The sequence below is a fragment of the Escherichia sp. E2748 genome, from assembly GCF_005781125.1.
GTDB lineage: Bacteria > Pseudomonadota > Gammaproteobacteria > Enterobacterales > Enterobacteriaceae > Escherichia.
On sequence record NZ_VATP01000023.1, the window covers coordinates 1 to 22,398 of the forward strand.

The window sequence follows — 22,398 nt, forward strand, 5'->3', positions numbered from 1 at the left end:
GATTATGCGGGATACTTACACTGCGAGCGGTTCCATAAAACAATCCTGAACGAATTTTATCAGGTAACGTTCCGTAAAAAACTGTACGGCGATCTTGATACATTACAGTCGGATCTTGATGAATGGCTGGCTCACTATAATAATGAGCGAACCCATCAGGGAAAAATGTGCAATGGGCGGACGCCAATGGAAACGTTACTTGATGGAAAGCGCATCTGGGCCGAGAAAAATTTAAGCCAGATGTAATCTGACAGATACCTGTATAAATAACCGGTAACTGTCAGATCAGGTCTGAGCTAATACAATTTACATTTAGTCTATCTTTCGCTCAATACTTTTAAGCGCATTTGGAATAAGTGTCTCGCTAAACCCAGAAAGTAAATATATTATAAACAACACATATTTATTGTCTTCTTTGTTTAGTAAATCAAGAACTAATCCGCTTTTTATTATAGCATAACAAATGACACCAGCCACTAAAGCAATTAAACATCTTTCTACACCATAAAAATAATAGATTCTTCTCTTTAAAGATTTTTCTCGATCTGTGTTTTTTATGGTTAGTGAAACAGAAAGATATCCCCCTAAAGAAGCCCAAAATAAACAAACAGGTAAGGTTAGAAACAGGGGGTTTTTTACAAAAAAAACAGCATCTCTAAACAGATAAATAAATAATAGAATTACTGACAATACTATAACAGGTGTAAACGCTCCGATTTGATAGCATAATCTAGCCCGGACAGATTCTTCATGATCTTTTATTATTTCACTGTTAATATCATTAAATTTCCTGATAGCCTCATCAGTATCCCCATAAATACCATGAGCTAAGGCTGTTGCGGCGCGTCTTTTATACTCCACTCCACATTTATACTTATAGCAATGAGATTTAAAACCATCTAAATATTTTTTAACTTTATTATAGTTATCTATTAAAGTTGTATCATCATCCTTTTTAGTTTTTATATAAATTCTAATCGATTCATGCGAAGGTAACTCTGCTGCATCGTAAACAATAAACTCATCACTTTTAGCAAATATATGACTTATTGTATAACCGGCCTCATCTTTGGCTCCAATCTGAAATGCCGCTATAGCTTCTTGTTGTGCTTTTTTATATTTTCTTTCTTCGAGCCTGCTCAAAAAATTTTCTAACATACTAATCCCAGAATGTTACAATTTAACGTTTTGATAACTTATTTTGATAAAATTTTGATAACCATTAGCCTGCTAACATAAAACAACGGGCGTATAATACGCCCGTTACAGTTTTTAACACATGCGGATACTACATGTTTTCGATGATCGCATCACCAAACTCTGAACATTTCAGCAGCTTAGCGCCTTCCATCAGACGTTCGAAGTCATAGGTTACGGTCTTGGCGTTGATTGCGCCTTCCATACCTTTAACAATCAGGTCTGCGGCTTCAGTCCAACCCATATGGCGCAGCATCATCTCCGCGGAGAGAATAATAGAGCCTGGGTTAACTTTGTCCTGACCGGCATATTTCGGCGCAGTACCGTGGGTGGCTTCAAACAGGGCGCATTCGTCACCGATGTTTGCGCCAGGGGCGATACCGATACCGCCAACCTGCGCTGCCAGAGCGTCAGAAATGTAGTCACCGTTCAGGTTCATACAGGCGATAACATCATATTCAGCCGGACGCAGCAGGATCTGTTGCAGGAATGCGTCAGCAATCACGTCTTTAATGACGATCTCTTTGCCGGTATTCGGGTTTTTAACTTTCAGCCACGGGCCACCGTCAATCAGTTCACCGCCAAACTCTTCACGCGCCAACTGGTAGCCCCAGTCTTTAAACGCGCCTTCGGTGAACTTCATGATGTTGCCTTTGTGCACCAGGGTCACAGAGTCACGATCGTTAGCAATTGCGTATTCGATCGCGGCACGAACCAGACGTTTGGTTCCTTCTTCAGAACATGGCTTAATACCGATACCGCAGTGTTCCGGGAAGCGAATTTTCTTCACGCCCATCTCTTCACGCAGGAATTTAATTACTTTCTCAGCGTCGGCAGAGTCTGCTTTCCATTCGATACCTGCATAAATGTCTTCCGAGTTTTCACGGAAGATAACCATATCGGTCAGTTCAGGGTGTTTAACCGGGCTTGGGGTGCCCTGATAGTAACGTACCGGACGCAGGCAGATGTAGAGATCAAGTTCCTGGCGCAGGGCAACGTTGAGAGAACGAATACCGCCACCAACCGGAGTGGTCAGCGGGCCTTTAATAGCAACGCGATATTCACGAATCAGATCAAGGGTTTCAGCAGGCAGCCAGACATCCTGACCATAAACCTGTGTGGATTTTTCACCGGTGTAAATTTCCATCCAGGAGATTTTACGCTCGCCTTTATAGGCTTTCTCGACTGCAGCGTCGACCACTTTCAGCATGGCTGGGGTTACATCTACACCGATTCCATCACCTTCAATGTAAGGGATAATCGGATTTTCAGGAACGTTGAGTTTGCCGTTTTGCAGGGTGATCTTCTTGCCTTGTGCCGGAACAACTACTTTACTTTCCATTCACCTCTCCTTCGAGCGCTACTGGTTTGCTCGTCTGCCACCACGTTGCATATGCGTTTGCGTCCTGCGATACGGATGCTTTAGAGCAATTTTTTGTTAATGATTTGTAATTTGCTTGTCAATACTACCCTATTGTTTGCCGTCATGAAAGATGCGCGTTATTAGGCTATAATGCGGCAATTCATAATCTCTGAAAATACCATGCAAAAAACTTCTTTTAGAAATCACCAGGTTAAGCGATTCAGCTCGCAACGCACTAACAAACGCAAACCAGAAAACCAGCCCACGCGTGTGATCCTGTTTAATAAACCTTACGATGTCCTGCCACAGTTCACCGATGAAGCTGGGCGCAAAACATTAAAAGAATTCATCCCGGTTCAGGGTGTTTATGCGGCGGGTCGTCTCGACCGCGATAGCGAAGGGTTATTGGTGCTGACCAATAATGGTGCACTACAGGCTCGTTTAACTCAGCCGGGCAAACGCACCGGGAAAATCTATTATGTGCAGGTGGAAGGCATTCCCACACAAGACGCTCTTGAAGCCTTGCGCAATGGCGTAACCTTAAATGATGGCCCTACCCTGCCCGCAGGCGTGGAGTTGGTTGAAGAACCAGAGTGGTTATGGCCACGTAATCCGCCAATTCGTGAACGTAAAAGTATTCCCACCAGCTGGCTGAAGATTACTTTATATGAAGGACGTAATCGCCAGGTGCGCCGCATGACCGCCCATGTCGGTTTCCCTACGCTGCGACTGATTCGCTATGCCATGGGCAATTACACACTGGATAATCTCGCTAACGGCGAATGGCGAGAAGCAACAGAATAAGGATGCACAATGTTTAAACCGCACGTTACCGTCGCCTGCGTGGTACACGCAGAGGACAAATTTTTAGTTGTTGAAGAGACGATTAACGGTAAAGCGTTATGGAACCAACCGGCGGGACATCTGGAGGCGGATGAGACGCTAGTAGAAGCAGCTGCGCGTGAGCTGTGGGAAGAAACCGGCATCAGCGCGCGACCGCAACACTTTATCCGCATGCATCAGTGGATTGCGCCAGATAAAACGCCGTTTTTGCGTTTCCTGTTTGCCATTGAACTTGAGCAAATATGCCCGACCCAGCCTCATGACAGCGATATCGACTGCTGCCGTTGGGTCAGCGCCGAAGAAATTTTACAGGCGTCAAATCTACGTTCGCCACTGGTGGCGGAAAGTATTCGTTGTTATCAAAGCGGGCAACGCTATCCGCTGGAGATGATTGGCGATTTTAACTGGCCTTTTACAAAGGGTGTCATCTAAAAGGCTGCGTGATAGAATACGCCGCCTTGAAGTTCAATGTCGTGAGTAATCCAATGTCTGAAACCGCAAAAAAAGTGATCGTCGGCATGTCCGGCGGTGTCGATTCCTCCGTTTCTGCCTGGCTGTTGCAACAACAGGGATATCAGGTCGAAGGCCTGTTTATGAAGAACTGGGAAGAAGACGACGGTGAGGAATATTGCACAGCGGCAGCGGATCTGGCTGATGCCCAGGCGGTCTGCGATAAGCTCGGCATTGAACTGCACACCGTCAACTTTGCTGCCGAATACTGGGACAACGTCTTCGAACTGTTCCTTGCCGAATATAAAGCCGGTCGCACGCCGAATCCGGATATTCTGTGCAACAAAGAGATCAAATTTAAAGCCTTCCTCGAATTTGCCGCCGAAGATTTAGGTGCCGATTATATCGCTACCGGTCATTACGTTCGTCGTGCAGATGTCGATGGCAAGAGCCGCCTGCTGCGTGGTCTGGACAGCAATAAAGACCAGAGCTACTTCCTTTATACGCTCAGCCATGAGCAAATTGCGCAAAGCCTGTTCCCGGTCGGCGAACTGGAAAAACCGCAGGTGCGTAAGATTGCTGAAGATCTTGGTCTGGTCACCGCGAAGAAAAAAGACTCTACCGGCATTTGCTTCATTGGCGAACGTAAATTCCGCGAGTTCCTGGGCCGTTATCTCCCGGCGCAACCGGGCAAAATCATTACCGTCGATGGCGATGAAATTGGTGAGCACCAGGGGCTGATGTATCACACCCTCGGTCAGCGTAAAGGTCTGGGTATCGGTGGCACTAAAGAAGGCACCGAAGAACCGTGGTATGTGGTCGATAAAGACGTCGAAAACAACATTCTGATTGTTGCGCAGGGCCATGAACACCCGCGTCTGATGTCTGTCGGTCTGATTGCCCAGCAGCTACACTGGGTCGATCGCGAACCGTTCACCGGCACTATGCGTTGCACGGTAAAAACCCGCTATCGCCAGACCGACATTCCGTGCACCGTCAAGGCGCTGGACGACGATCGCATTGAAGTGATTTTCGATGAGCCAGTTGCCGCCGTGACGCCGGGCCAGTCTGCCGTCTTCTATAACGGTGAAGTGTGCCTCGGTGGCGGTATCATTGAGCAGCGTCTACCGCTGCCGGTCTGATTATTGTCTTTAATTACAACAAGGAAGCAGTGAACGTGGCAAAGAATTACTATGACATCACACTCGCCCTGGCCGGTATTTGTCAGTCGGCACGCCTGGTGCAACAACTCGCTCACCAGGGGCATTGTGATGCCGATGCGCTACACGTCTCACTCAACAGTATTATTGATATGAACCCCAGCTCGACGCTGGCGGTTTTTGGCGGTAGCGAAGCCAACCTGCGCGTCGGGCTGGAAACCCTGCTCGGCGTGCTCAATGCCAGCAGTCGTCAGGGCTTAAACGCTGAGCTAACCCGCTACACGCTAAGCCTGATGGTGCTTGAGCGCAAACTTTCCTCAGCGAAAGGTGCGCTCGACACTCTGGGCAACCGGATCAACGGCCTGCAACGCCAACTCGAACACTTCGATTTACAGTCCGAAACGCTGATGAGCGCGATGGCCGCCATCTATGTTGATGTTATCAGCCCGCTTGGCCCGCGCATTCAGGTCACCGGCTCCCCTGCCGTACTGCAAAGCCCACAGGTGCAGGCGAAAGTTCGCGCAACCCTGCTGGCAGGCATTCGCGCCGCCGTGCTCTGGCACCAGGTTGGCGGCGGACGTCTGCAACTGATGTTTTCTCGTAATCGCCTGACCACTCAGGCAAAACAAATTCTTGCTCATTTAACCCCGGAGTTGTGATCTATGGAATTATCCTCACTGACCGCCGTTTCCCCTGTCGATGGACGCTACGGCGATAAAGTCAGCGCGCTGCGCGGGATTTTCAGCGAATATGGTTTGCTGAAATTCCGTGTACAAGTTGAAGTACGTTGGCTGCAAAAACTGGCCGCGCACGCAGCGATCAAGGAAGTTCCTGCTTTTGCTGCCGACGCAATCGGTTACCTTGATGCAATCGTCGCTAATTTCAGTGAAGAAGATGCATCGCGAATCAAAACCATCGAGCGTACCACTAACCACGACGTTAAAGCGGTTGAGTATTTCCTGAAAGAAAAAGTGGCGGAGATCCCGGAACTGCACGCGGTTTCTGAATTCATTCACTTTGCCTGTACTTCGGAAGATATCAATAACCTCTCCCACGCGTTGATGCTGAAAACTGCGCGTGATGAAGTGATCCTGCCATACTGGCGTCAACTGATTGACGGTATTAAAGATCTCGCCGTTCAGTATCGCGATATCCCGCTGCTGTCCCGTACCCACGGTCAGCCAGCCACGCCGTCAACCATCGGTAAAGAGATGGCTAACGTCGCCTACCGTATGGAGCGCCAGTACCGCCAGCTTAACCAGGTGGAGATCCTCGGCAAAATCAACGGCGCGGTCGGTAACTATAACGCCCACATCGCCGCTTACCCGGAAGTTGACTGGCATCAGTTCAGCGAAGAGTTCGTCACCTCGCTGGGTATTCAGTGGAACCCGTACACTACCCAAATCGAACCGCACGACTACATCGCCGAGCTGTTTGATTGCGTTGCGCGCTTCAACACCATTCTGATCGACTTTGACCGTGACGTCTGGGGTTATATCGCCCTTAACCACTTCAAACAGAAAACCATCGCTGGTGAGATTGGTTCTTCCACCATGCCGCATAAAGTTAACCCGATCGACTTCGAAAACTCCGAAGGCAATCTGGGGCTTTCCAACGCAGTATTGCAGCATCTGGCAAGCAAACTGCCGGTTTCCCGCTGGCAGCGTGACCTGACCGACTCCACCGTGCTGCGTAACCTCGGCGTGGGTATCGGTTATGCGCTGATTGCTTACCAGTCCACCCTGAAAGGTGTGAGCAAACTGGAAGTGAACCGTGATCATCTGCTGGATGAACTGGATCACAACTGGGAAGTGTTGGCTGAACCGATCCAGACGGTAATGCGCCGTTACGGGATTGAGAAGCCATACGAGAAGCTGAAAGAGCTGACTCGCGGTAAACGCGTTGACGCCGAAGGCATGAAGCAATTTATCGACGGTCTGGCGCTGCCAGAAGATGAAAAAGCACGCCTGAAAGCGATGACGCCGGCTAACTATATTGGTCGTGCCATCACTATGGTTGATGAGCTGAAATAAGCCTCGTATCAGTGCCGGATGGTGATGCCGTCCGGCCTGTTTATTAAGATAATCCGCTTTTCTATTTACACCTCCCTTCCCCACTGGTTTATTTAATGTTTACCCCCACAACCACATAATCGCGTTACACTATTTTTATAATTAAGACAGGGAGAAATAAAAATGCGCGTACTGGTTGTCGAAGACAATGCGTTGTTACGTCACCATCTTAAAGTTCAGATTCAGGACGCGGGTCATCAGGTCGATGACGCAGAAGATGCCAAAGAAGCCGATTATTATCTCAACGAACATTTACCGGATATTGCGATTGTCGATCTCGGTTTGCCTGACGAAGATGGTTTGTCGCTGATCCGTCGCTGGCGTAGTAATGATGTTTCACTGCCAATTCTGGTTTTAACCGCCCGTGAAAGCTGGCAGGACAAAGTTGAAGTATTAAGCGCCGGTGCTGATGATTACGTGACTAAACCCTTTCATATTGAAGAAGTGATGGCACGAATGCAGGCATTAATGCGGCGTAATAGCGGCCTGGCTTCACAGGTTATTTCGCTGCCGCCGTTTCAGGTTGATCTCTCCCGTCGCGAATTATCCATTAGTGACGAAGTCATCAAACTGACCGCATTTGAATACACCATTATGGAAACCTTGATCCGTAACAACGGCAAAGTGGTCAGTAAAGATTCATTGATGCTACAGCTCTACCCGGATGCCGAACTGCGGGAAAGTCATACCATTGATGTTCTGATGGGCAGGCTGCGCAAAAAAATTCAGGCGCAATACCCGCACGAGGTGATTACCACCGTTCGCGGCCAGGGTTATCTTTTCGAATTGCGCTGATGAAAAAATTACTGCGTGTTTTTTCCCCGCTCTCGCTGCGGGTACGTTTTCTGTTGGCGACGGCCGCGGTAGTACTAGTGCTTTCACTTTCCTACGGTATGGTTGCCCTGATCGGTTATAGCGTTAGTTTCGATAAAACGACGTTTCGTCTGTTACGCGGCGAGAGTAATTTATTCTATACACTGGCGAAATGGGAAAACAATAAGCTACACGTTGAACTGCCGGAAAATATCGACAAGCAAAGTCCCACGATGTCTCTGATTTATGACGAGAACGGCAAACTATTGTGGGCGCAGCGTGACGTTCCCTGGCTGATGAAAATGATCCAGCCTGACTGGCTGAAATCCAATGGTTTTCACGAAATAGAGGCTGACGTGAACGATACCAGCCTGCTACTGAGTAACGATCTCTCTATTCAGCAGCAGTTGCAGGAAGTTCGGGAAGACGACGACGATGCAGAAATGACCCACTCGGTAGCCGTTAATGTCTATCCGGCAACGGCGCGAATGCCAAAACTCACCATTGTGGTGGTCGATACCATTCCCGTAGAGCTTAAAAGTTCCTATACGGTATGGAGCTGGTTTCTCTATGTACTCCTGGCCAACCTGTTGTTAGTGATCCCGTTACTGTGGATCGCCGCCTGGTGGAGCTTACGCCCTATTGAAGCCCTGGCGCGAGAAGTCCGCGAACTGGAAGAACACCACCGTGAACTGCTCAACCCTACAACAACGAGAGAACTGACCAGCCTGGTGGGTAACCTGAACCGACTTTTAAAAAGCGAGCGTGAGCGTTACGACAAATACCGCACTACGCTCACTGACCTGACTCACAGCCTGAAAACGCCTCTGGCGGTGCTACAAAGTACGCTACGTTCTTTGCGAAGTGAAAAGATGAACGTCAGTGAGGCGGAACCGGTGATGCTGGAACAAATTAGCCGTATCTCGCAACAAATTGGTTACTACCTACACCGAGCCAGTATGCGTGGCGGGACATTACTTAGCCGCGAACTACATCCAGTGGCCCCGTTGTTGGACAATCTCACATCGGCACTGAATAAAGTTTATCAGCGTAAAGGCGTCAATATTTCCCTCGATATCTCGCCAGAAATTAGCTTTGTCGGTGAGCAGAACGATTTTGTTGAGGTAATGGGCAATGTACTGGATAACGCCTGTAAGTATTGTCTCGAGTTTGTCGAAATCTCCGCAAGGCAAACTGACAAACATCTCTACATCGTGGTCGAAGATGATGGACCGGGGATCCCGCAAAGCAAGCGTGAGGTGATTTTCGACCGTGGTCAGCGTGTTGATACCTTACGCCCCGGGCAAGGCGTGGGGCTGGCGGTCGCTCGTGAAATTACTGAACAGTACGACGGAAGAATCATCGCCGGAGAGAGCATGCTCGGCGGTGCGCGAATGGAGGTGATTTTTGGTCGCCAGCATTCCTTGTCGAAAGATGAATAAATATGTCCTTTGTTCGCGCATTACAGTATGCATCCGTTATAATCGGTTGCAGATACCCGCCTATGGACGCTTAACATGGAATACCAACTCACCCTTAATTGGCCCGATTTTCTTGAACGCCACTGGCAGAAACGTCCCGTGGTGTTAAAACGCGGCTTTAATAATTTTATTGACCCTATTTCTCCCGACGAGCTGGCGGGCCTGGCGATGGAAAGTGAAGTCGACAGTCGGCTGGTCAGTCATCAGGATGGCAAATGGCAGGTCAGTCACGGGCCATTCGAAAGCTACGACCATCTGGGCGAAACCAACTGGTCATTGCTGGTCCAGGCGGTTGATCACTGGCATGAACCGGCCGCCGCGCTGATGCGTCCGTTCCGTGAATTACCGGACTGGCGCATTGACGATCTGATGATCTCGTTTTCCGTGCCTGGCGGCGGCGTCGGTCCGCATCTCGATCAGTACGATGTATTTATTATTCAGGGTACAGGTCGCCGTCGCTGGCGGGTAGGTGAAAAACTGCACATGAGGCAGCACTGCCCTCACCCGGATCTGTTACAGGTTGATCCGTTTGAAGCGATTATTGATGAAGAGCTGGAGCCAGGCGATATTCTTTATATTCCGCCTGGGTTCCCGCACGAAGGCTACGCGCTGGAAAATGCGATGAACTATTCCGTTGGTTTTCGTGCGCCGAATACGCGGGAACTGATCAGCGGATTTGCCGATTACGTGCTGCAACGTGAGCTGGGCGGTAATTACTACAGCGATCCGGATGTCCCTCCTCGCGATCATCCGGCAGACGTTCTGCCGCAGGAGATGGATAAACTGCGTGAGATGATGCTTGAGTTGATCAACCAGCCAGAACACTTTAAACAGTGGTTTGGCGAGTTTATTTCGCAGTCGCGTCATGAACTGGATATCGCTCCGCCAGAGCCACCGTATCAACCGGATGAAATCTACGACGCGCTGAAACAAGGTGATGTACTGGTGCGTCTGGGTGGTCTGCGCGTCTTGCGCATTGGCGACGATGTTTATGCTAATGGTGAGAAAATTGATTCCCCGCACCGTCCAGCGCTGGGGGCACTCGCCAGCAACATTGCACTGACCGCCGAGAATTTTGGCGACGCACTGGAAGATCCGTCATTCCTCGCGATGCTCGCGGCGCTGGTCAATAGCGGGTATTGGTTCTTCGAAGGGTAAATTTGAATTGAAGCCGGATGCGGCATCATATGCCGCATCCAATTTCGCTTACTTCCGTTTCGCCGTTAACTCGGCAATACGCACAATCACTTGCACCGCTTTTTCCATTCCTTCCAGAGTGACAAACTCATGTTTACCATGATAGTTATAACCGCCGGTAAACAGATTTGGACATGGTAATCCCATAAACGACAACTGCGCACCGTCAGTACCACCACGGATCGGTTTCAGGTCTGGTTCAATATCGCAATCGCGCATCGCCTGCTGGGCAATATCAAGAATATGCGGATGCTCAACGACTTTCTCGCGCATGTTGTAGTAACTGTCTTCAATCACCAGTTCAATGTAGCAATCCGGGTGTAACCCTTTGCCCACTTTCTTGGCAATTTCCATCATTTTACGTTTACGCGCTTCAAACTGTTTACGGTCGAAATCACGGATGATGTAGTGCATATCGGCGCGCTCAACAGTGCCTTTCATGCTTGTCAGGTGATAGAAGCCTTCATAACCTTCCGTGGCTTCCGGGCTTTCATCTGCCGGTACTTCCGCATGAATGCGTGCCGCCAGCGACAGCGCATTCACCATCACACCTTTTGCCGTACCTGGGTGAACATTGTTGCCGACGATTTTGATATTCACCGAAGCAGCGTTGAAGTTTTCAAACTCCAGTTCACCTACGCCACCACCATCTACGGTGTAAGCCCAGCGGGCATCAAAGGCTTCAACATCAAAATGTTTCGCCCCTTTGCCCACTTCTTCATCTGGCGTAAAGGCAACACGAATATCGCCATGCGGAATATTTTTCTGCTGCAATACCGCCAGCGCGGTCATGATTTCTGCAATACCTGCTTTGTCGTCAGCACCCAACAATGTTTTACCGTCAGTGGTGATCAGCGTATGTCCCAGCAGTTGATGCAGTACCGGGAACATGACCGGTGACAGGACTTCGTCGCCGACGCCCAACGCAATGTCGCCGCCACGATAGTTTTCAACAATCTGCGGGTTCACATTTTTACCGCTGCAATCCGGTGAGGTATCCACATGAGAAATAAAGCCAATCGCCGGAATATCGCCAGGAACGTTAGCCGGTAGCGTCGCCATCAACGTTCCTTTCTCACTTAAGGTCACATTGATAAGACCCATTTCTTCCAGCTGATCTTTCAGCAGATGCAATAATTTCCACTGGCCTTCCGTGCTGGGAACTTGTCTCACCCCCGCTTTTGATTGGGTATCGAGAGACACGTAGTTCAAAAAACGCTCAAGTAGTTTATCCATGTAGTCACCCTCACTTTTCGTGACAACATTATTAAGAAGCAGGAAAAGACAAATATTGCGTCAGGTCACTTTTACCCCTGCAATCGGGAATATTTATCAACATTACCTTAATGAATATAAAGCTAAGCCAGTAATTCACAACAAGGATTGGCGATCCAAGTAGTTTGCCGTAGAATTACGGCCCTCTTTAAGAGTCACCAAGGTGGTTAACCACAAACCCCGCTTCGGTAAGCCATCCGTTGCGTTTACATGGGACAGAGTAAAAAATTGAATAAACAACCGAGTTCGCTTTCACCGCTGGTGCAATTGGCGGGAATTCGCAAATGCTTTGATGGTAAAGAGGTCATTCCCCAGCTGGATCTGACTATCAACAATGGCGAGTTCCTCACGCTGCTTGGCCCTTCTGGCTGCGGTAAAACAACCGTTCTTCGCCTGATTGCGGGTCTGGAAACTGTTGATTCTGGACGCATCATGCTGGATAACGAGGACATCACCCACGTTCCGGCGGAAAACCGCTATGTGAACACCGTTTTCCAAAGCTACGCGCTATTCCCCCACATGACCGTATTCGAAAATGTGGCCTTTGGTTTGCGTATGCAAAAAACCCCTGCTGCTGAAATTACGCCTCGCGTGATGGAAGCTTTGCGGATGGTGCAACTGGAAAGCTTCGCTCAACGCAAACCGCATCAACTCTCAGGCGGTCAACAGCAACGCGTCGCCATTGCCCGCGCGGTGGTTAACAAGCCTCGCCTGCTGCTGCTTGATGAGTCGCTCTCTGCGCTGGATTACAAACTGCGCAAGCAAATGCAGAACGAGCTGAAAGCGTTACAGCGTAAGCTTGGCATTACCTTCGTCTTTGTCACTCACGATCAGGAAGAAGCACTCACCATGTCAGACAGGATTGTGGTGATGCGCGAGGGTCGTATTGAGCAAGATGGTACACCGCGCGAAATTTACGAAGAGCCGAAGAATTTATTTGTTGCCGGATTCATTGGCGAAATCAATATGTTCAACGCTACTGTCATCGAACGTCTCGACGAGCAGCGCGTGCGGGCTAACGTTGAAGGTCGCGAGTGTAATATCTACGTTAACTTCGCCGTTGAACCGGGGCAAAAACTGCATGTTCTGCTGCGCCCGGAAGACTTACGTGTTGAAGAGATTAACGACGACAACCATGCTGAAGGTCTGATTGGTTACGTTCGTGAGCGTAACTACAAAGGCATGACGCTGGAGTCGGTTGTTGAACTGGAAAATGGCAAGATGGTGATGGTCAGCGAATTCTTCAATGAAGACGATCCTGACTTTGACCACTCTCTCGACCAAAAAATGGCCATTAATTGGGTAGAAAGCTGGGAGGTCGTACTGGCTGATGAAGAACACAAGTAAGTTCCAGAATGTAGTGATTGTCACTATTGTCGGTTGGCTTGTGTTGTTTGTCTTTCTGCCCAACCTGATGATCATTGGCACCAGCTTTTTGACCCGCGACGACGCCAGTTTCGTCAAAATGGTCTTTACGCTGGAAAACTACGCACGTCTGCTCGATCCGCTCTATTTTGAAGTGCTATTGCACTCGCTGAATATGGCGCTGATCGCCACCCTCGCCTGCCTGGTTCTGGGCTATCCGTTTGCCTGGTTTCTGGCGAAGCTGCCGCACAAGGTGCGTCCGCTGCTACTTTTTCTGCTGATTGTTCCCTTCTGGACCAACTCACTGATTCGCATCTACGGGCTGAAAATTTTCCTCAGCACCAAAGGCTATCTCAACGAGTTTTTGCTCTGGCTGGGCGTTATCGACACACCAATTCGTATCATGTTCACGCCCAGTGCGGTGATTATCGGTCTGGTTTACATTCTGCTGCCGTTTATGGTGATGCCGCTGTACTCCAGTATCGAAAAACTGGATAAGCCGTTGCTGGAGGCGGCGCGCGATCTCGGTGCCAGCAAGTTGCAGACTTTTATCCGCATCATTATTCCACTGACGATGCCGGGGATTATTGCCGGATGTCTGCTGGTGATGCTGCCAGCGATGGGCCTGTTCTATGTGTCCGACCTGATGGGCGGTGCGAAAAACCTGCTGATCGGTAACGTCATCAAGGTCCAGTTCCTTAATATTCGTGACTGGCCGTTTGGTGCAGCCACCAGCATTACGCTGACTATCGTAATGGGCCTGATGTTGCTGGTTTACTGGCGCGCTTCTCGTTTGCTGAATAAGAAGGAGGAACTCGAATGATCGGTCGACTGCTTCGCGGCGGTTTTATGACCGCTATCTACGCGTACCTGTATATCCCAATCATTATTTTGATTGTGAACTCCTTCAACAGCTCACGCTTTGGCATCAACTGGCAGGGTTTTACCACCAAATGGTATAGCCTGCTGATGAACAACGACAGTCTGTTACAGGCAGCGCAGCATTCACTGACGATGGCGGTGTTTTCGGCGACGTTTGCCACGCTTATCGGTTCACTGACGGCAGTTGCGCTGTACCGCTATCGCTTTCGCGGTAAGCCGTTCGTTAGCGGAATGCTGTTTGTGGTGATGATGTCGCCAGATATCGTGATGGCGATTTCTCTGCTGGTGCTGTTTATGCTGCTGGGTATTCAGCTTGGCTTCTGGTCGCTGCTGTTCTCGCATATCACCTTCTGCCTGCCGTTTGTGGTGGTGACGGTGTATTCGCGCCTGAAAGGTTTTGACGTGCGAATGCTGGAAGCGGCGAAAGATCTCGGTGCCAGTGAATTTACCATTCTGCGAAAAATCATCCTGCCACTGGCAATGCCAGCGGTGGCGGCGGGCTGGGTGTTAAGCTTTACCCTGTCGATGGACGATGTGGTAGTTTCTTCGTTCGTCACCGGCCCAAGCTATGAAATTCTGCCGTTAAAAATTTATTCGATGGTCAAAGTCGGCGTATCGCCGGAAGTTAACGCGCTGGCAACCATATTACTGGTGCTGTCGCTGGTGATGGTAATTGCCAGCCAGCTTATTGCTCGTGATAAAACGAAAGGTAACACAGGGGACGTTAAATGAAAAAATGGTCACGCCACCTGCTCGCGGCGGGTGCTCTGGCACTGGGCATGAGCGCCGCTCACGCTGATGACAACAACACACTGTATTTCTACAACTGGACCGAGTACGTGCCGCCTGGACTGCTCGAACAGTTCACCAAAGAAACCGGTATTAAGGTTATCTATTCGACTTACGAGTCGAACGAAACCATGTACGCCAAGCTGAAAACGTACAAAGACGGTGCCTATGACCTGGTGGTTCCTTCAACCTATTACGTTGATAAAATGCGTAAAGAAGGGATGATCCAGAAGATCGACAAGTCGAAGTTAACAAACTTTGGCAACCTCGATCCAGAAATGCTCAACAAGCCGTTTGATCCGAATAACGACTACTCCATTCCGTATATCTGGGGTGCGACGGCGATTGGCGTTAACGGTGATGCAGTGGATCCGAAATCTGTCACCAGCTGGGCCGATCTGTGGAAGCCTGAGTACAAAGGCAGCCTGCTGCTGACCGACGATGCCCGTGAAGTGTTCCAGATGGCGCTGCGTAAGCTGGGCTACTCCGGTAACACCACCGATCCGAAAGAGATTGAAGCTGCGTATAACGAGCTGAAAAAACTGATGCCAAACGTCGCGGCGTTTAACTCCGATAACCCGGCAAACCCGTACATGGAAGGCGAAGTTAACCTCGGCATGATCTGGAACGGCTCTGCTTTCGTTGCTCGCCAGGCGGGTACGCCAATTGACGTGGTGTGGCCGAAAGAAGGCGGCATTTTCTGGATGGACAGCCTGGCGATTCCGGCAAATGCCAAAAACAAAGAAGGCGCGCTGAAACTGATCAACTTCCTGCTGCGCCCGGATGTGGCAAAACAGGTTGCCGAAACTATCGGTTATCCAACACCAAACCTCGCCGCGCGCAAACTGTTAAGCCCGGAAATAGCGAACGACAAGACGCTCTACCCGGATGCTGAAACCATTAAAAATGGCGAATGGCAGAGTGACGTTGGCCCAGCCAGCAGCATTTATGAAGAGTATTATCAGAAGCTGAAAGCAGGACGTTAATTCAGCAAGCGGGCGGTGGTATTACCGCCCGTTTTTTATTTAGCAAGGAAGTGACTAATGAGTCAGGAATAATGTATCGCTGCTATAGACGAGTTAAAGGAAAAGAGGCCGGAAAAGTGCGCGTGTATTGTGCCGAATGCGGTGAGAACGCCTTATCCGGCCTACAAACCCCACAAATTCAATTAATTGTAGTCCGCTCGTAGGCCGGATAAGCGTAGCGCATCAGGCAATTACTCCTGATTTATAATCCCTTCAGCAACTTCTCAACAAATTCAGGCACCACCTGACTTGCCGGGCCGTAATATTTCTCGGCAAATTCATTACCGACCTGACTCGGTTCGAGATTGAGTTCAACCGTATGCGCGCCATGCAGCTTCGCTTCGTGAACAAACCCAGCCGCCGGATAAACATGCCCGGATGTGCCAATAGCAATGAAAATGTCGGCCATCGACAACGCCATATAAATTTCATCCATGCCGAGTGGCATTTCGCCAAACCACACTACGTGTGGGCGCAGCGGAGCCGGGAACTGGCAGCAATGACATTTGTCTTCTGGCGTGACGTCTCCGGTCCAGTCGAGAACCTGACCGCTTTGCGAACAACGTACTTTCAGCAATTCCCCATGCATATGAATCACATTGGTATTACCTGCGCGTTCATGCAGATTATCGATATTCTGCGTCACCAGTAAAAAGCGATCGCCGAGGGCTTCTTGCAGTTTAGCCAGAGCAAGATGCGCAGCGTTAGGCTGAATTTCTGGCTGCTGTAGTTGGCGGCGACGGGCGTTATAAAACGCTTGCACCAGTTCAGGATCGCGATCAAAACCTTCCGGTGTAGCCACATCTTCAACCCGATGTTCTTCCCACAGGCCATCTGCTGCGCGAAAGGTACGAATACCTGATTCCGCAGAAATTCCTGCCCCTGTCAGTACGAGTACTCTTGGTTTTTCCATTGCTTCCGGCACCACTTTATCTCTGAAAAAAATACGCTGACGCAAACGCTCATGCAGGCGGCGTTTATTTTTACGAAAACGACTTAACCGATGACCCCGACGCGACAACATAGTAACCTCTGTTGATTAATCGGTTAGATGTAGGAAGGCCGCACCACGCATTCCTCCTGCATCCCCGTGACGCGCGCGTTCAATGCGCGGAACACGAGCTACAGGTAAGAGATGACGAGGCAGCCTGTCCGCCAGTTGCGTTGTGATTGCCGGGAAATTCGATAAGCCACCGCCAATGACCAGCAAATCAGGGTCAACAATGGTCAGGATATTTCCCAGACAAACCGCTAATAAATCCAGATAACGCTCAACGTGCGCCCTTGCCTGCTCATCGCCTTGCTCATAAAGCGCAATAATTTCGGGAGCCTGCAACGGTTGATGATAATAGTGTTGCCAGAGCCACGCAAAGCCCCGACCTGATAGATAATTTTCGATACAACCAATTTGACCACAGCCACAGCGACGTAATGGGAAATCCAGCCCCATCATGGTTAATGCATCGACGGGAAGGCGCATATGCCCAAATTCACCCGTAATATAGCTTTTACCCGTTACCGGTTTACCGTTGAATACCAGTCCACCGCCAACGCCAGTCCCCAGGATCAGTCCCATCACCAGTGGATATTGGGTAAATTCATCGTCCCAGGCTTCAGAAAGGGCAAAGCAGTTGGCGTCGTTATTAAGGCGCACATCGCGTTCAAGGCGGGCGCTCAGATCGGCACGCAGCGGTTTACCACTGGCGGCGGGGACATTGGCGGCATACAGCGTGCCATCTTCTGTTTCCGGCATTCCCGGAATACCGATGCCGACAGAACCTTTACAGCCAAAACGCTGATCGGCTTCGGCCACCAGTTCGCACACTGCATCTAAAAATGCGTCATAGCTATCACGCGGTGTCGGCACCCGCTTTTCCCACTGCAACTGCCGACCGCTATCAAACACGCCTAGCGCAATTTTCGTTCCACCAATATCAAACCCGTAATACATTGCCGCTCCTTGTTTTAATGTACTGCCTTTACTGGCCGCTAAGGACTCGCGCAGGGTCAATATTACTGGCGCGTCGCGCCGGATACCAACTTGCCAAAAGACTCAGCAACAATGCTGTGACCAGTACGTAGAAGACGTCCTGCCAGTGCAATTCCGATGGCAGGAAGTCAATAAAATAGATATCGCTGGAGAGGAACTGATGACCAATCAGCTTTTCAATCCACTCAATAATCGGGGTAAGTTGCAGTGAAACCACTACGCCGATAATCACACCACAGAGGCTGCCGAACAGACCTGCCAGCAATCCATACCAGACAAAGATGGCGCGAATTAAACCGTCTTTCGCCCCCAGCGTTCTTAATACTGCGATATCGCCACTCTTATCTTTCACCGCCATCACTAACGTGGAGACGATGTTGAAACAGGCCACGCCAATCACCAGTACCATCGCCAGATACATAATGGCGCGGATCATCTGGATATCGCGATACATATAGCCGTAAGTACCAATCCAGCTTTTAATATAAACATAGCTGTTGGTCACTTCACCCGCATCGCGTACCAGTTTGTTAGCGTTAAAAACATCCGTCATTTTAAGGGCAATACCTGACACGCTGGAACCCATATCAAGATATTGTTGGGCATCCGCCAGCGGGATCATGGCAAAACTGTGATCGAGTTGGCCACTCAACTGCAAAATACCCGCAACGTGCAAACGCACACGTTTCGGCTGCATCAGCTTATGCTCGGGATTCGAGTTTGGGATCATAATCGACACCCAATCGCCCTGCTTCACTTTCAGCGCATCCGCCACGCCTTTGCCGATGATAATTTGCTGTTCGCCCGCTTTAAAATTGTTCCAGGCATCGCCCTGGACAAATGATGGCAGCGCGCTCAGACGCTGTTCCTGTTGCGGATCAACGCCTTTAACCTGCAGAGCGCGCAGATTCGCGCCACTCTCCACCAGCCCGGTGAAATTGATATACGGCGCAGCGGCGGCAATACCCGGCACTTTCTGCACTTTATCCAGTGCTTCCTGCCAGTTAGTCCACGGCTGATCTACCGCCTCAATTTCACCGTGCGGTACCACAGCAAGAATGCGGTTGTTCAGTTCGCGTTCAAAGCCATTCATCGCGCTTAAGCCGACGATCAATACCGCCACGCCAAGTGCAATGCCAATGGTAGAAATGACGGAGATCAGCGACACCATGCCGCCGCGCCGCCGTCCGCGACTAAAACGCAGGCCAATTAATAACGATAAAGGCATCGCCATTACTCCGCCCCCATCAGGCTTAGTTCCGCCGTCAGACGACCATCACGCATCTCCAGTTGGCGGCTCATGCGTTTCGCCAGTTGCAGGTCGTGAGTAACCACCAGGAACGCGGTGCCCTGCAAGCGATTCAACTCCCCAAGCAGCTGGAAGATGCTGTCTGCGTTACGCGCGTCAAGGTTACCGGTAGGTTCATCCGCCAGCACCAGGCGCGGGTTATTGACCAGCGCACGGGCAATCGCCACACGCTGGCGCTCACCGCCGGAAAGCTCTGACGGGCGGTGATTCGCACGATGCTCCAGCCCCACCGCTTTTAACATTTCCAACGCTCGACTGTTGATTTCAGCGGGCTTTTTCTTGCCAATCAGCAGCGGCATAGCCACGTTTTCCAGGGCGGTAAAATCCGGCAGCAAGTGGTGAAACTGATAAATAAAGCCCAGCTTCTGGTTGCGCAGTTCCGCTTTCGCTGCCGAAGACAGTTTGCTCATCGGCTGACCATTAAAAATCACATCGCCGGAGGTTGGCGTGTCCAGCCCGCCTAACAGGTGCAGCAAGGTACTTTTACCAGAACCAGAGCTACCGACGATCGCCATCATTTCACCTTCGCCCACGCTGAAACTGACATTGTGCAGCACATCGGTTTGCACACTGCCTTCCTGATAGCGTTTGCACAGGTTGTCGCATTGCAACAGGATCTTATTCATAACGTAAAGCCTCAGCGGGTTGAGTGGCGGCAGCGCGCCAGGAAGGGTAAAGCGTAGACAACAGCGCGATAGCCATCGCCACCAGCGCAATAACAATGACCTGTAAAGGTTCGATAGCCACCGGCAGCGCTGCGCCATCAAGCAGGACGCCGATTATCGGCATCAGATTATTCAACTGGCTGGCAAGCAGTGCGCCAAGCGCTGCTCCGAGGATTGCGCCGATAATCCCGGCGCTGGCCCCTTGCACCATAAAGACCATCATGATTTGTCGCGGAGTTAAGCCTTGCGTTTGCAGGATCGCTACTTCGCCCTGCTTCTCCATCACCATTAGCCCCAGCGAGGTAATAATGTTAAACGCCGCAACGGCGACAATCAGGCTCAGCAGCAAGCCCATCATATTTTTTTCCATGCGTACGGCCTGGAAAAGCTCGCCTTTACGGTCACGCCAGTCCTGCCATTTGCTGCCTTCTGGCAGTTTTTGCTGGCTTAATGAGTCGACTTTCAGCGGCTCATCCAGCCACAAACGCCAGCCGGTAATATTGCCTGCCGGATAACGCATCAGACGCGAGGCATCCTCAATGTTCACCAGCATTTCATAGCCATCGACTTCACTGTTGGCGGCGAAAGTGCCGATCACATTGAACAGGCGCTGACTTGGAATACGCCCCATTGGCGTGAACTGACTGGCAGATGGCACCATCACGCGAATTTGATCACCGCGATTAACGCCCAACTGTGAGGCCAGCTGTTCACCGAGGATGACATTATATTTCCCCGGCTCGAGGTCAGTTTGTTTCACATTGACCAGATACGGCGTTAGTGGATCTTTTTGCGCCGGGTCGATACCCAGCATCACCCCGACCGCCACGCTGCGCGCGCTTTGCAGTACCACATCACCGGTAGTGATAGGTGCGACGCGATTAACGCCGTCCAGTTTGACTGCCGTTTCCGGGAGTTGCTGCGGGTTAAGAGAGCCATGCTCAGAAGAGAGAATTGCCTGTGGCATCAGGCCAAGGATGTTGTTTTGCAGCTCGCGCTCAAAGCCGTTCATCACTGACAATACTGTGACCAGCGCCATCACCCCGAGGGTAATGCCGATGGTAGAAAGCCAGGAGACGAAACGACCGAAGCGATCCGCTGCACGCCCACGCATGTAACGCAGGCCAATAAATAGAGCGACAGGTTGGTACATGAAATCCGTCTGGTTGCTGTTAGCAAAGACACGAGTATATAAGCGAAAGCGAGATGGGTAAACGTCTGAACTGTAAGTGATCGTCAGGGCTAATCTGAAAAGTACCAGCAAATCAATCGGCTAAAGGGCCTCATTTTCTCATCGGCCTTGTGGCCTGATCTTTATCTGAAAAATAACCAAATACAGACAGATACGCATTACACCAAGCGACTCGCCCCGCAGGATCAACAGCATGTTAAATAAAAAGAGCGTGTTGTCCTGATGAAACAAAAAGAGCTATGGATTAACCAGATCAAAGGGTTATGTATTTGTCTGGTGGTAATTTATCACTCGGTCATTACCTTTTATCCGCATCTGACCACTTTCCAGCATCCGTTATCGGAAGTCCTGAGCAAATGCTGGATCTATTTCAATCTTTACCTTGCCCCCTTTCGTATGCCGGTTTTTTTCTTTATTTCCGGCTATTTGATTCGCCGCTATATCGACAGCGTACCCTGGGGAAATTGTCTCGATAAACGCATCTGGAACATCTTCTGGGTGTTGGCGCTTTGGGGCGTGGTGCAGTGGCTGGCGTTAAGTGCGCTGAACCCGTGGCTGGCGCCTGAGCGCGATTTAAGCAATGCCTCCAATGCCGCGTATGCCGATTCCACCGACGAGTTCCTGCACGGGATGATCACCGCCAGCACCAGCTTGTGGTATCTGTACGCTTTAATTGTCTATTTCGTGATATGTAAACTTTTTAGCCGTCTGGCGCTGCCGTTATTCGTTCTGTTTGTGCTGATGAGTGTGGCGGTTAATTTCGTTCCCACGCCATGGTGGGGAATGAACAGTGTGATCCGCAATTTGCCTTATTACAGCCTTGGTGCATGGTTTGGCGCAACATTAATGACCTGTGTTAAAGAGGTGCCGTTGCGCCGCCATCTGCTGATGGCTTCTTTGCTGGCTGTTCTGGCGGTTGCTGCCTGGTTGTTTAATATCTCGCTGCTGTTGTCGCTGGTATCGATTGTAGTGATCATGAAACTGTTTTATCAGTACGAGCAGCGTTTCGGTATGCGTTCCTCCAGCCTACTGAATGTGATTGGTTCTAACACCATTGCCATCTACACCACCCATCGCATTCTGGTAGAGATATTCAGCTTAAGTCTGATTCCGCAAATGAATGCAGCCCGCAGGTCGCCGCAACTCGAACTGACGCTCCTGCTGGTTTATCCCTTTGTCAGTTTGTTGATTTGTACTGTTGCTGGATTACTGGTGCGAAAATTTTCACAACGCGCATTCAGCGACCTGTTGTTCTCCCCGCCTTCTCTGCCTGCCACCAGTTACTCTCGTTAAGCCATCGCCCCAGCCGGGGCGATTCAATTTGCTAAAC

The 22,398-nt window shown here is 50.2% G+C and carries 22 protein-coding genes; 14 read left to right on the forward strand and 8 right to left on the reverse strand.

Features of this window, described 5'->3' with window-relative positions; all coding sequences use genetic code 11:
- Positions 1 to 246, forward strand: a 246-nt coding sequence (locus FEK42_RS18085; RefSeq protein WP_138211910.1) for an integrase core domain-containing protein, incomplete at its 5' end; no start/stop codon positions are given.
- A gap of 66 nt (positions 247 to 312) precedes the next feature.
- Here the strand turns inward: FEK42_RS18085 and FEK42_RS18090 are convergent.
- Positions 313 to 1,158, reverse strand: coding sequence for a hypothetical protein (locus FEK42_RS18090; RefSeq protein ID WP_000892216.1), 846 nt, complete (start codon positions 1,156 to 1,158; stop codon positions 313 to 315).
- Between the two features lie 130 nt (positions 1,159 to 1,288).
- Entirely contained in the window at positions 1,289 to 2,539 is a 1,251-nt protein-coding gene (gene icd / locus FEK42_RS18095; RefSeq protein ID WP_000444485.1) for an NADP-dependent isocitrate dehydrogenase, read from the reverse strand.
- Positions 2,540 to 2,710: 171 nt separating this feature from the next.
- Between icd and rluE the strand changes: the two genes are divergently transcribed.
- From rluE to roxA, 8 genes are all read left to right on the forward strand, one after another.
- Positions 2,711 to 3,364, forward strand: coding sequence for a 23S rRNA pseudouridine(2457) synthase RluE (gene rluE, locus FEK42_RS18100; RefSeq protein ID WP_130205595.1), 654 nt, complete (start codon positions 2,711 to 2,713; stop codon positions 3,362 to 3,364).
- A 9-nt stretch (positions 3,365 to 3,373) separates the two neighbouring features.
- Positions 3,374 to 3,835, forward strand: coding sequence for a phosphatase NudJ (nudJ, locus tag FEK42_RS18105; protein WP_130205593.1), 462 nt, complete (start codon positions 3,374 to 3,376; stop codon positions 3,833 to 3,835).
- A 53-nt stretch (positions 3,836 to 3,888) separates the two neighbouring features.
- Complete coding sequence (gene mnmA / locus FEK42_RS18110; RefSeq protein WP_001353282.1) at positions 3,889 to 4,995, forward strand: tRNA 2-thiouridine(34) synthase MnmA; 1,107 nt, start codon at positions 3,889 to 3,891, stop codon at positions 4,993 to 4,995.
- Between the two features lie 35 nt (positions 4,996 to 5,030).
- Positions 5,031 to 5,672 (forward strand): high frequency lysogenization protein HflD, encoded by a 642-nt coding sequence (gene hflD / locus FEK42_RS18115; protein WP_001297479.1) that lies wholly within the window; start codon positions 5,031 to 5,033, stop codon positions 5,670 to 5,672.
- 3 nt (positions 5,673 to 5,675) lie between these two features.
- The gene (purB, locus tag FEK42_RS18120; protein ID WP_130259683.1) at positions 5,676 to 7,046 is read left to right on the forward strand and encodes an adenylosuccinate lyase; all 1,371 of its coding nucleotides are present in this window, start codon (positions 5,676 to 5,678) and stop codon (positions 7,044 to 7,046) included.
- 162 nt (positions 7,047 to 7,208) lie between these two features.
- Positions 7,209 to 7,880 carry a two-component system response regulator PhoP gene (gene phoP, locus FEK42_RS18125; RefSeq protein ID WP_130205589.1) on the forward strand — a complete coding sequence of 224 codons (672 nt, stop codon included), beginning with the start codon at positions 7,209 to 7,211 and terminating at the stop codon, positions 7,878 to 7,880.
- A complete protein-coding gene (gene phoQ, locus FEK42_RS18130) occupies positions 7,880 to 9,340 on the forward strand; it encodes a two-component system sensor histidine kinase PhoQ (protein WP_135492231.1) in 1,461 nt (486 codons plus the stop codon). Before phoP ends, phoQ begins: the two co-directional genes overlap by 1 nt.
- Before the next feature lie 75 nt (positions 9,341 to 9,415).
- Complete coding sequence (roxA, locus tag FEK42_RS18135; protein ID WP_135492230.1) at positions 9,416 to 10,537, forward strand: [50S ribosomal protein L16]-arginine 3-hydroxylase; 1,122 nt, start codon at positions 9,416 to 9,418, stop codon at positions 10,535 to 10,537.
- 48 nt (positions 10,538 to 10,585) lie between these two features.
- Here the strand turns inward: roxA and pepT are convergent, their stop codons facing one another.
- Positions 10,586 to 11,812, reverse strand: a complete 1,227-nt coding sequence (gene pepT / locus FEK42_RS18140) for a peptidase T (protein WP_135491158.1) — start codon at positions 11,810 to 11,812, stop codon at positions 10,586 to 10,588.
- Positions 11,813 to 12,061: 249 nt separating this feature from the next.
- On the opposite strand from pepT, the gene potA reads away from it, so the two are divergent.
- Genes potA through potD form a run of 4 tightly spaced genes read left to right on the forward strand, consistent with a single transcriptional unit; the run spans position 12,062 to position 15,873 of the window.
- Positions 12,062 to 13,198 carry a spermidine/putrescine ABC transporter ATP-binding protein PotA gene (gene potA / locus FEK42_RS18145; protein ID WP_130205581.1) on the forward strand — a complete coding sequence of 379 codons (1,137 nt, stop codon included), beginning with the start codon at positions 12,062 to 12,064 and terminating at the stop codon, positions 13,196 to 13,198.
- On the forward strand, positions 13,182 to 14,039 hold the full coding sequence (potB, locus tag FEK42_RS18150) for a spermidine/putrescine ABC transporter permease PotB (RefSeq protein ID WP_135492228.1): 858 nt from the start codon (positions 13,182 to 13,184) through the stop codon (positions 14,037 to 14,039). The genes potA and potB overlap by 17 nt, the downstream gene beginning before the upstream one ends.
- Entirely contained in the window at positions 14,036 to 14,830 is a 795-nt protein-coding gene (gene potC, locus FEK42_RS18155) for a spermidine/putrescine ABC transporter permease PotC (protein WP_000580316.1), read from the forward strand. Before potB ends, potC begins: the two co-directional genes overlap by 4 nt.
- Positions 14,827 to 15,873: a spermidine/putrescine ABC transporter substrate-binding protein PotD gene (potD, locus tag FEK42_RS18160; protein ID WP_130205579.1), complete on the forward strand. Its 1,047-nt coding sequence runs from the start codon at positions 14,827 to 14,829 to the stop codon at positions 15,871 to 15,873. Before potC ends, potD begins: the two co-directional genes overlap by 4 nt.
- 241 nt (positions 15,874 to 16,114) lie before the next feature.
- Here potD and cobB read toward each other — a convergent pair whose 3' ends face one another.
- The 5 genes from cobB to lolC are packed head-to-tail and all read right to left on the reverse strand — an operon-like array spanning position 16,115 to position 21,029.
- Positions 16,115 to 16,936 (reverse strand): Sir2 family NAD+-dependent deacetylase, encoded by an 822-nt coding sequence (gene cobB, locus FEK42_RS18165; protein ID WP_135492226.1) that lies wholly within the window; start codon positions 16,934 to 16,936, stop codon positions 16,115 to 16,117.
- A gap of 15 nt (positions 16,937 to 16,951) precedes the next feature.
- Positions 16,952 to 17,863, reverse strand: a complete 912-nt coding sequence (gene nagK / locus FEK42_RS18170; protein ID WP_130259681.1) for an N-acetylglucosamine kinase — start codon at positions 17,861 to 17,863, stop codon at positions 16,952 to 16,954.
- Positions 17,864 to 17,891: 28 nt separating this feature from the next.
- Positions 17,892 to 19,136, reverse strand: coding sequence for a lipoprotein-releasing ABC transporter permease subunit LolE (gene lolE / locus FEK42_RS18175; RefSeq protein ID WP_135489413.1), 1,245 nt, complete (start codon positions 19,134 to 19,136; stop codon positions 17,892 to 17,894).
- Positions 19,136 to 19,837 (reverse strand): lipoprotein-releasing ABC transporter ATP-binding protein LolD, encoded by a 702-nt coding sequence (gene lolD / locus FEK42_RS18180; protein ID WP_001033695.1) that lies wholly within the window; start codon positions 19,835 to 19,837, stop codon positions 19,136 to 19,138. Before lolD ends, lolE begins: the two co-directional genes overlap by 1 nt.
- The gene (gene lolC, locus FEK42_RS18185; protein WP_000284714.1) at positions 19,830 to 21,029 is read right to left on the reverse strand and encodes a lipoprotein-releasing ABC transporter permease subunit LolC; all 1,200 of its coding nucleotides are present in this window, start codon (positions 21,027 to 21,029) and stop codon (positions 19,830 to 19,832) included. The genes lolD and lolC overlap by 8 nt, the downstream gene beginning before the upstream one ends.
- 261 nt (positions 21,030 to 21,290) lie before the next feature.
- On the opposite strand from lolC, the gene FEK42_RS18190 reads away from it, so the two are divergent.
- On the forward strand, positions 21,291 to 22,361 hold the full coding sequence (locus FEK42_RS18190; protein WP_135492224.1) for an acyltransferase family protein: 1,071 nt from the start codon (positions 21,291 to 21,293) through the stop codon (positions 22,359 to 22,361).
- Positions 22,362 to 22,398 lie beyond the last annotated feature (37 nt).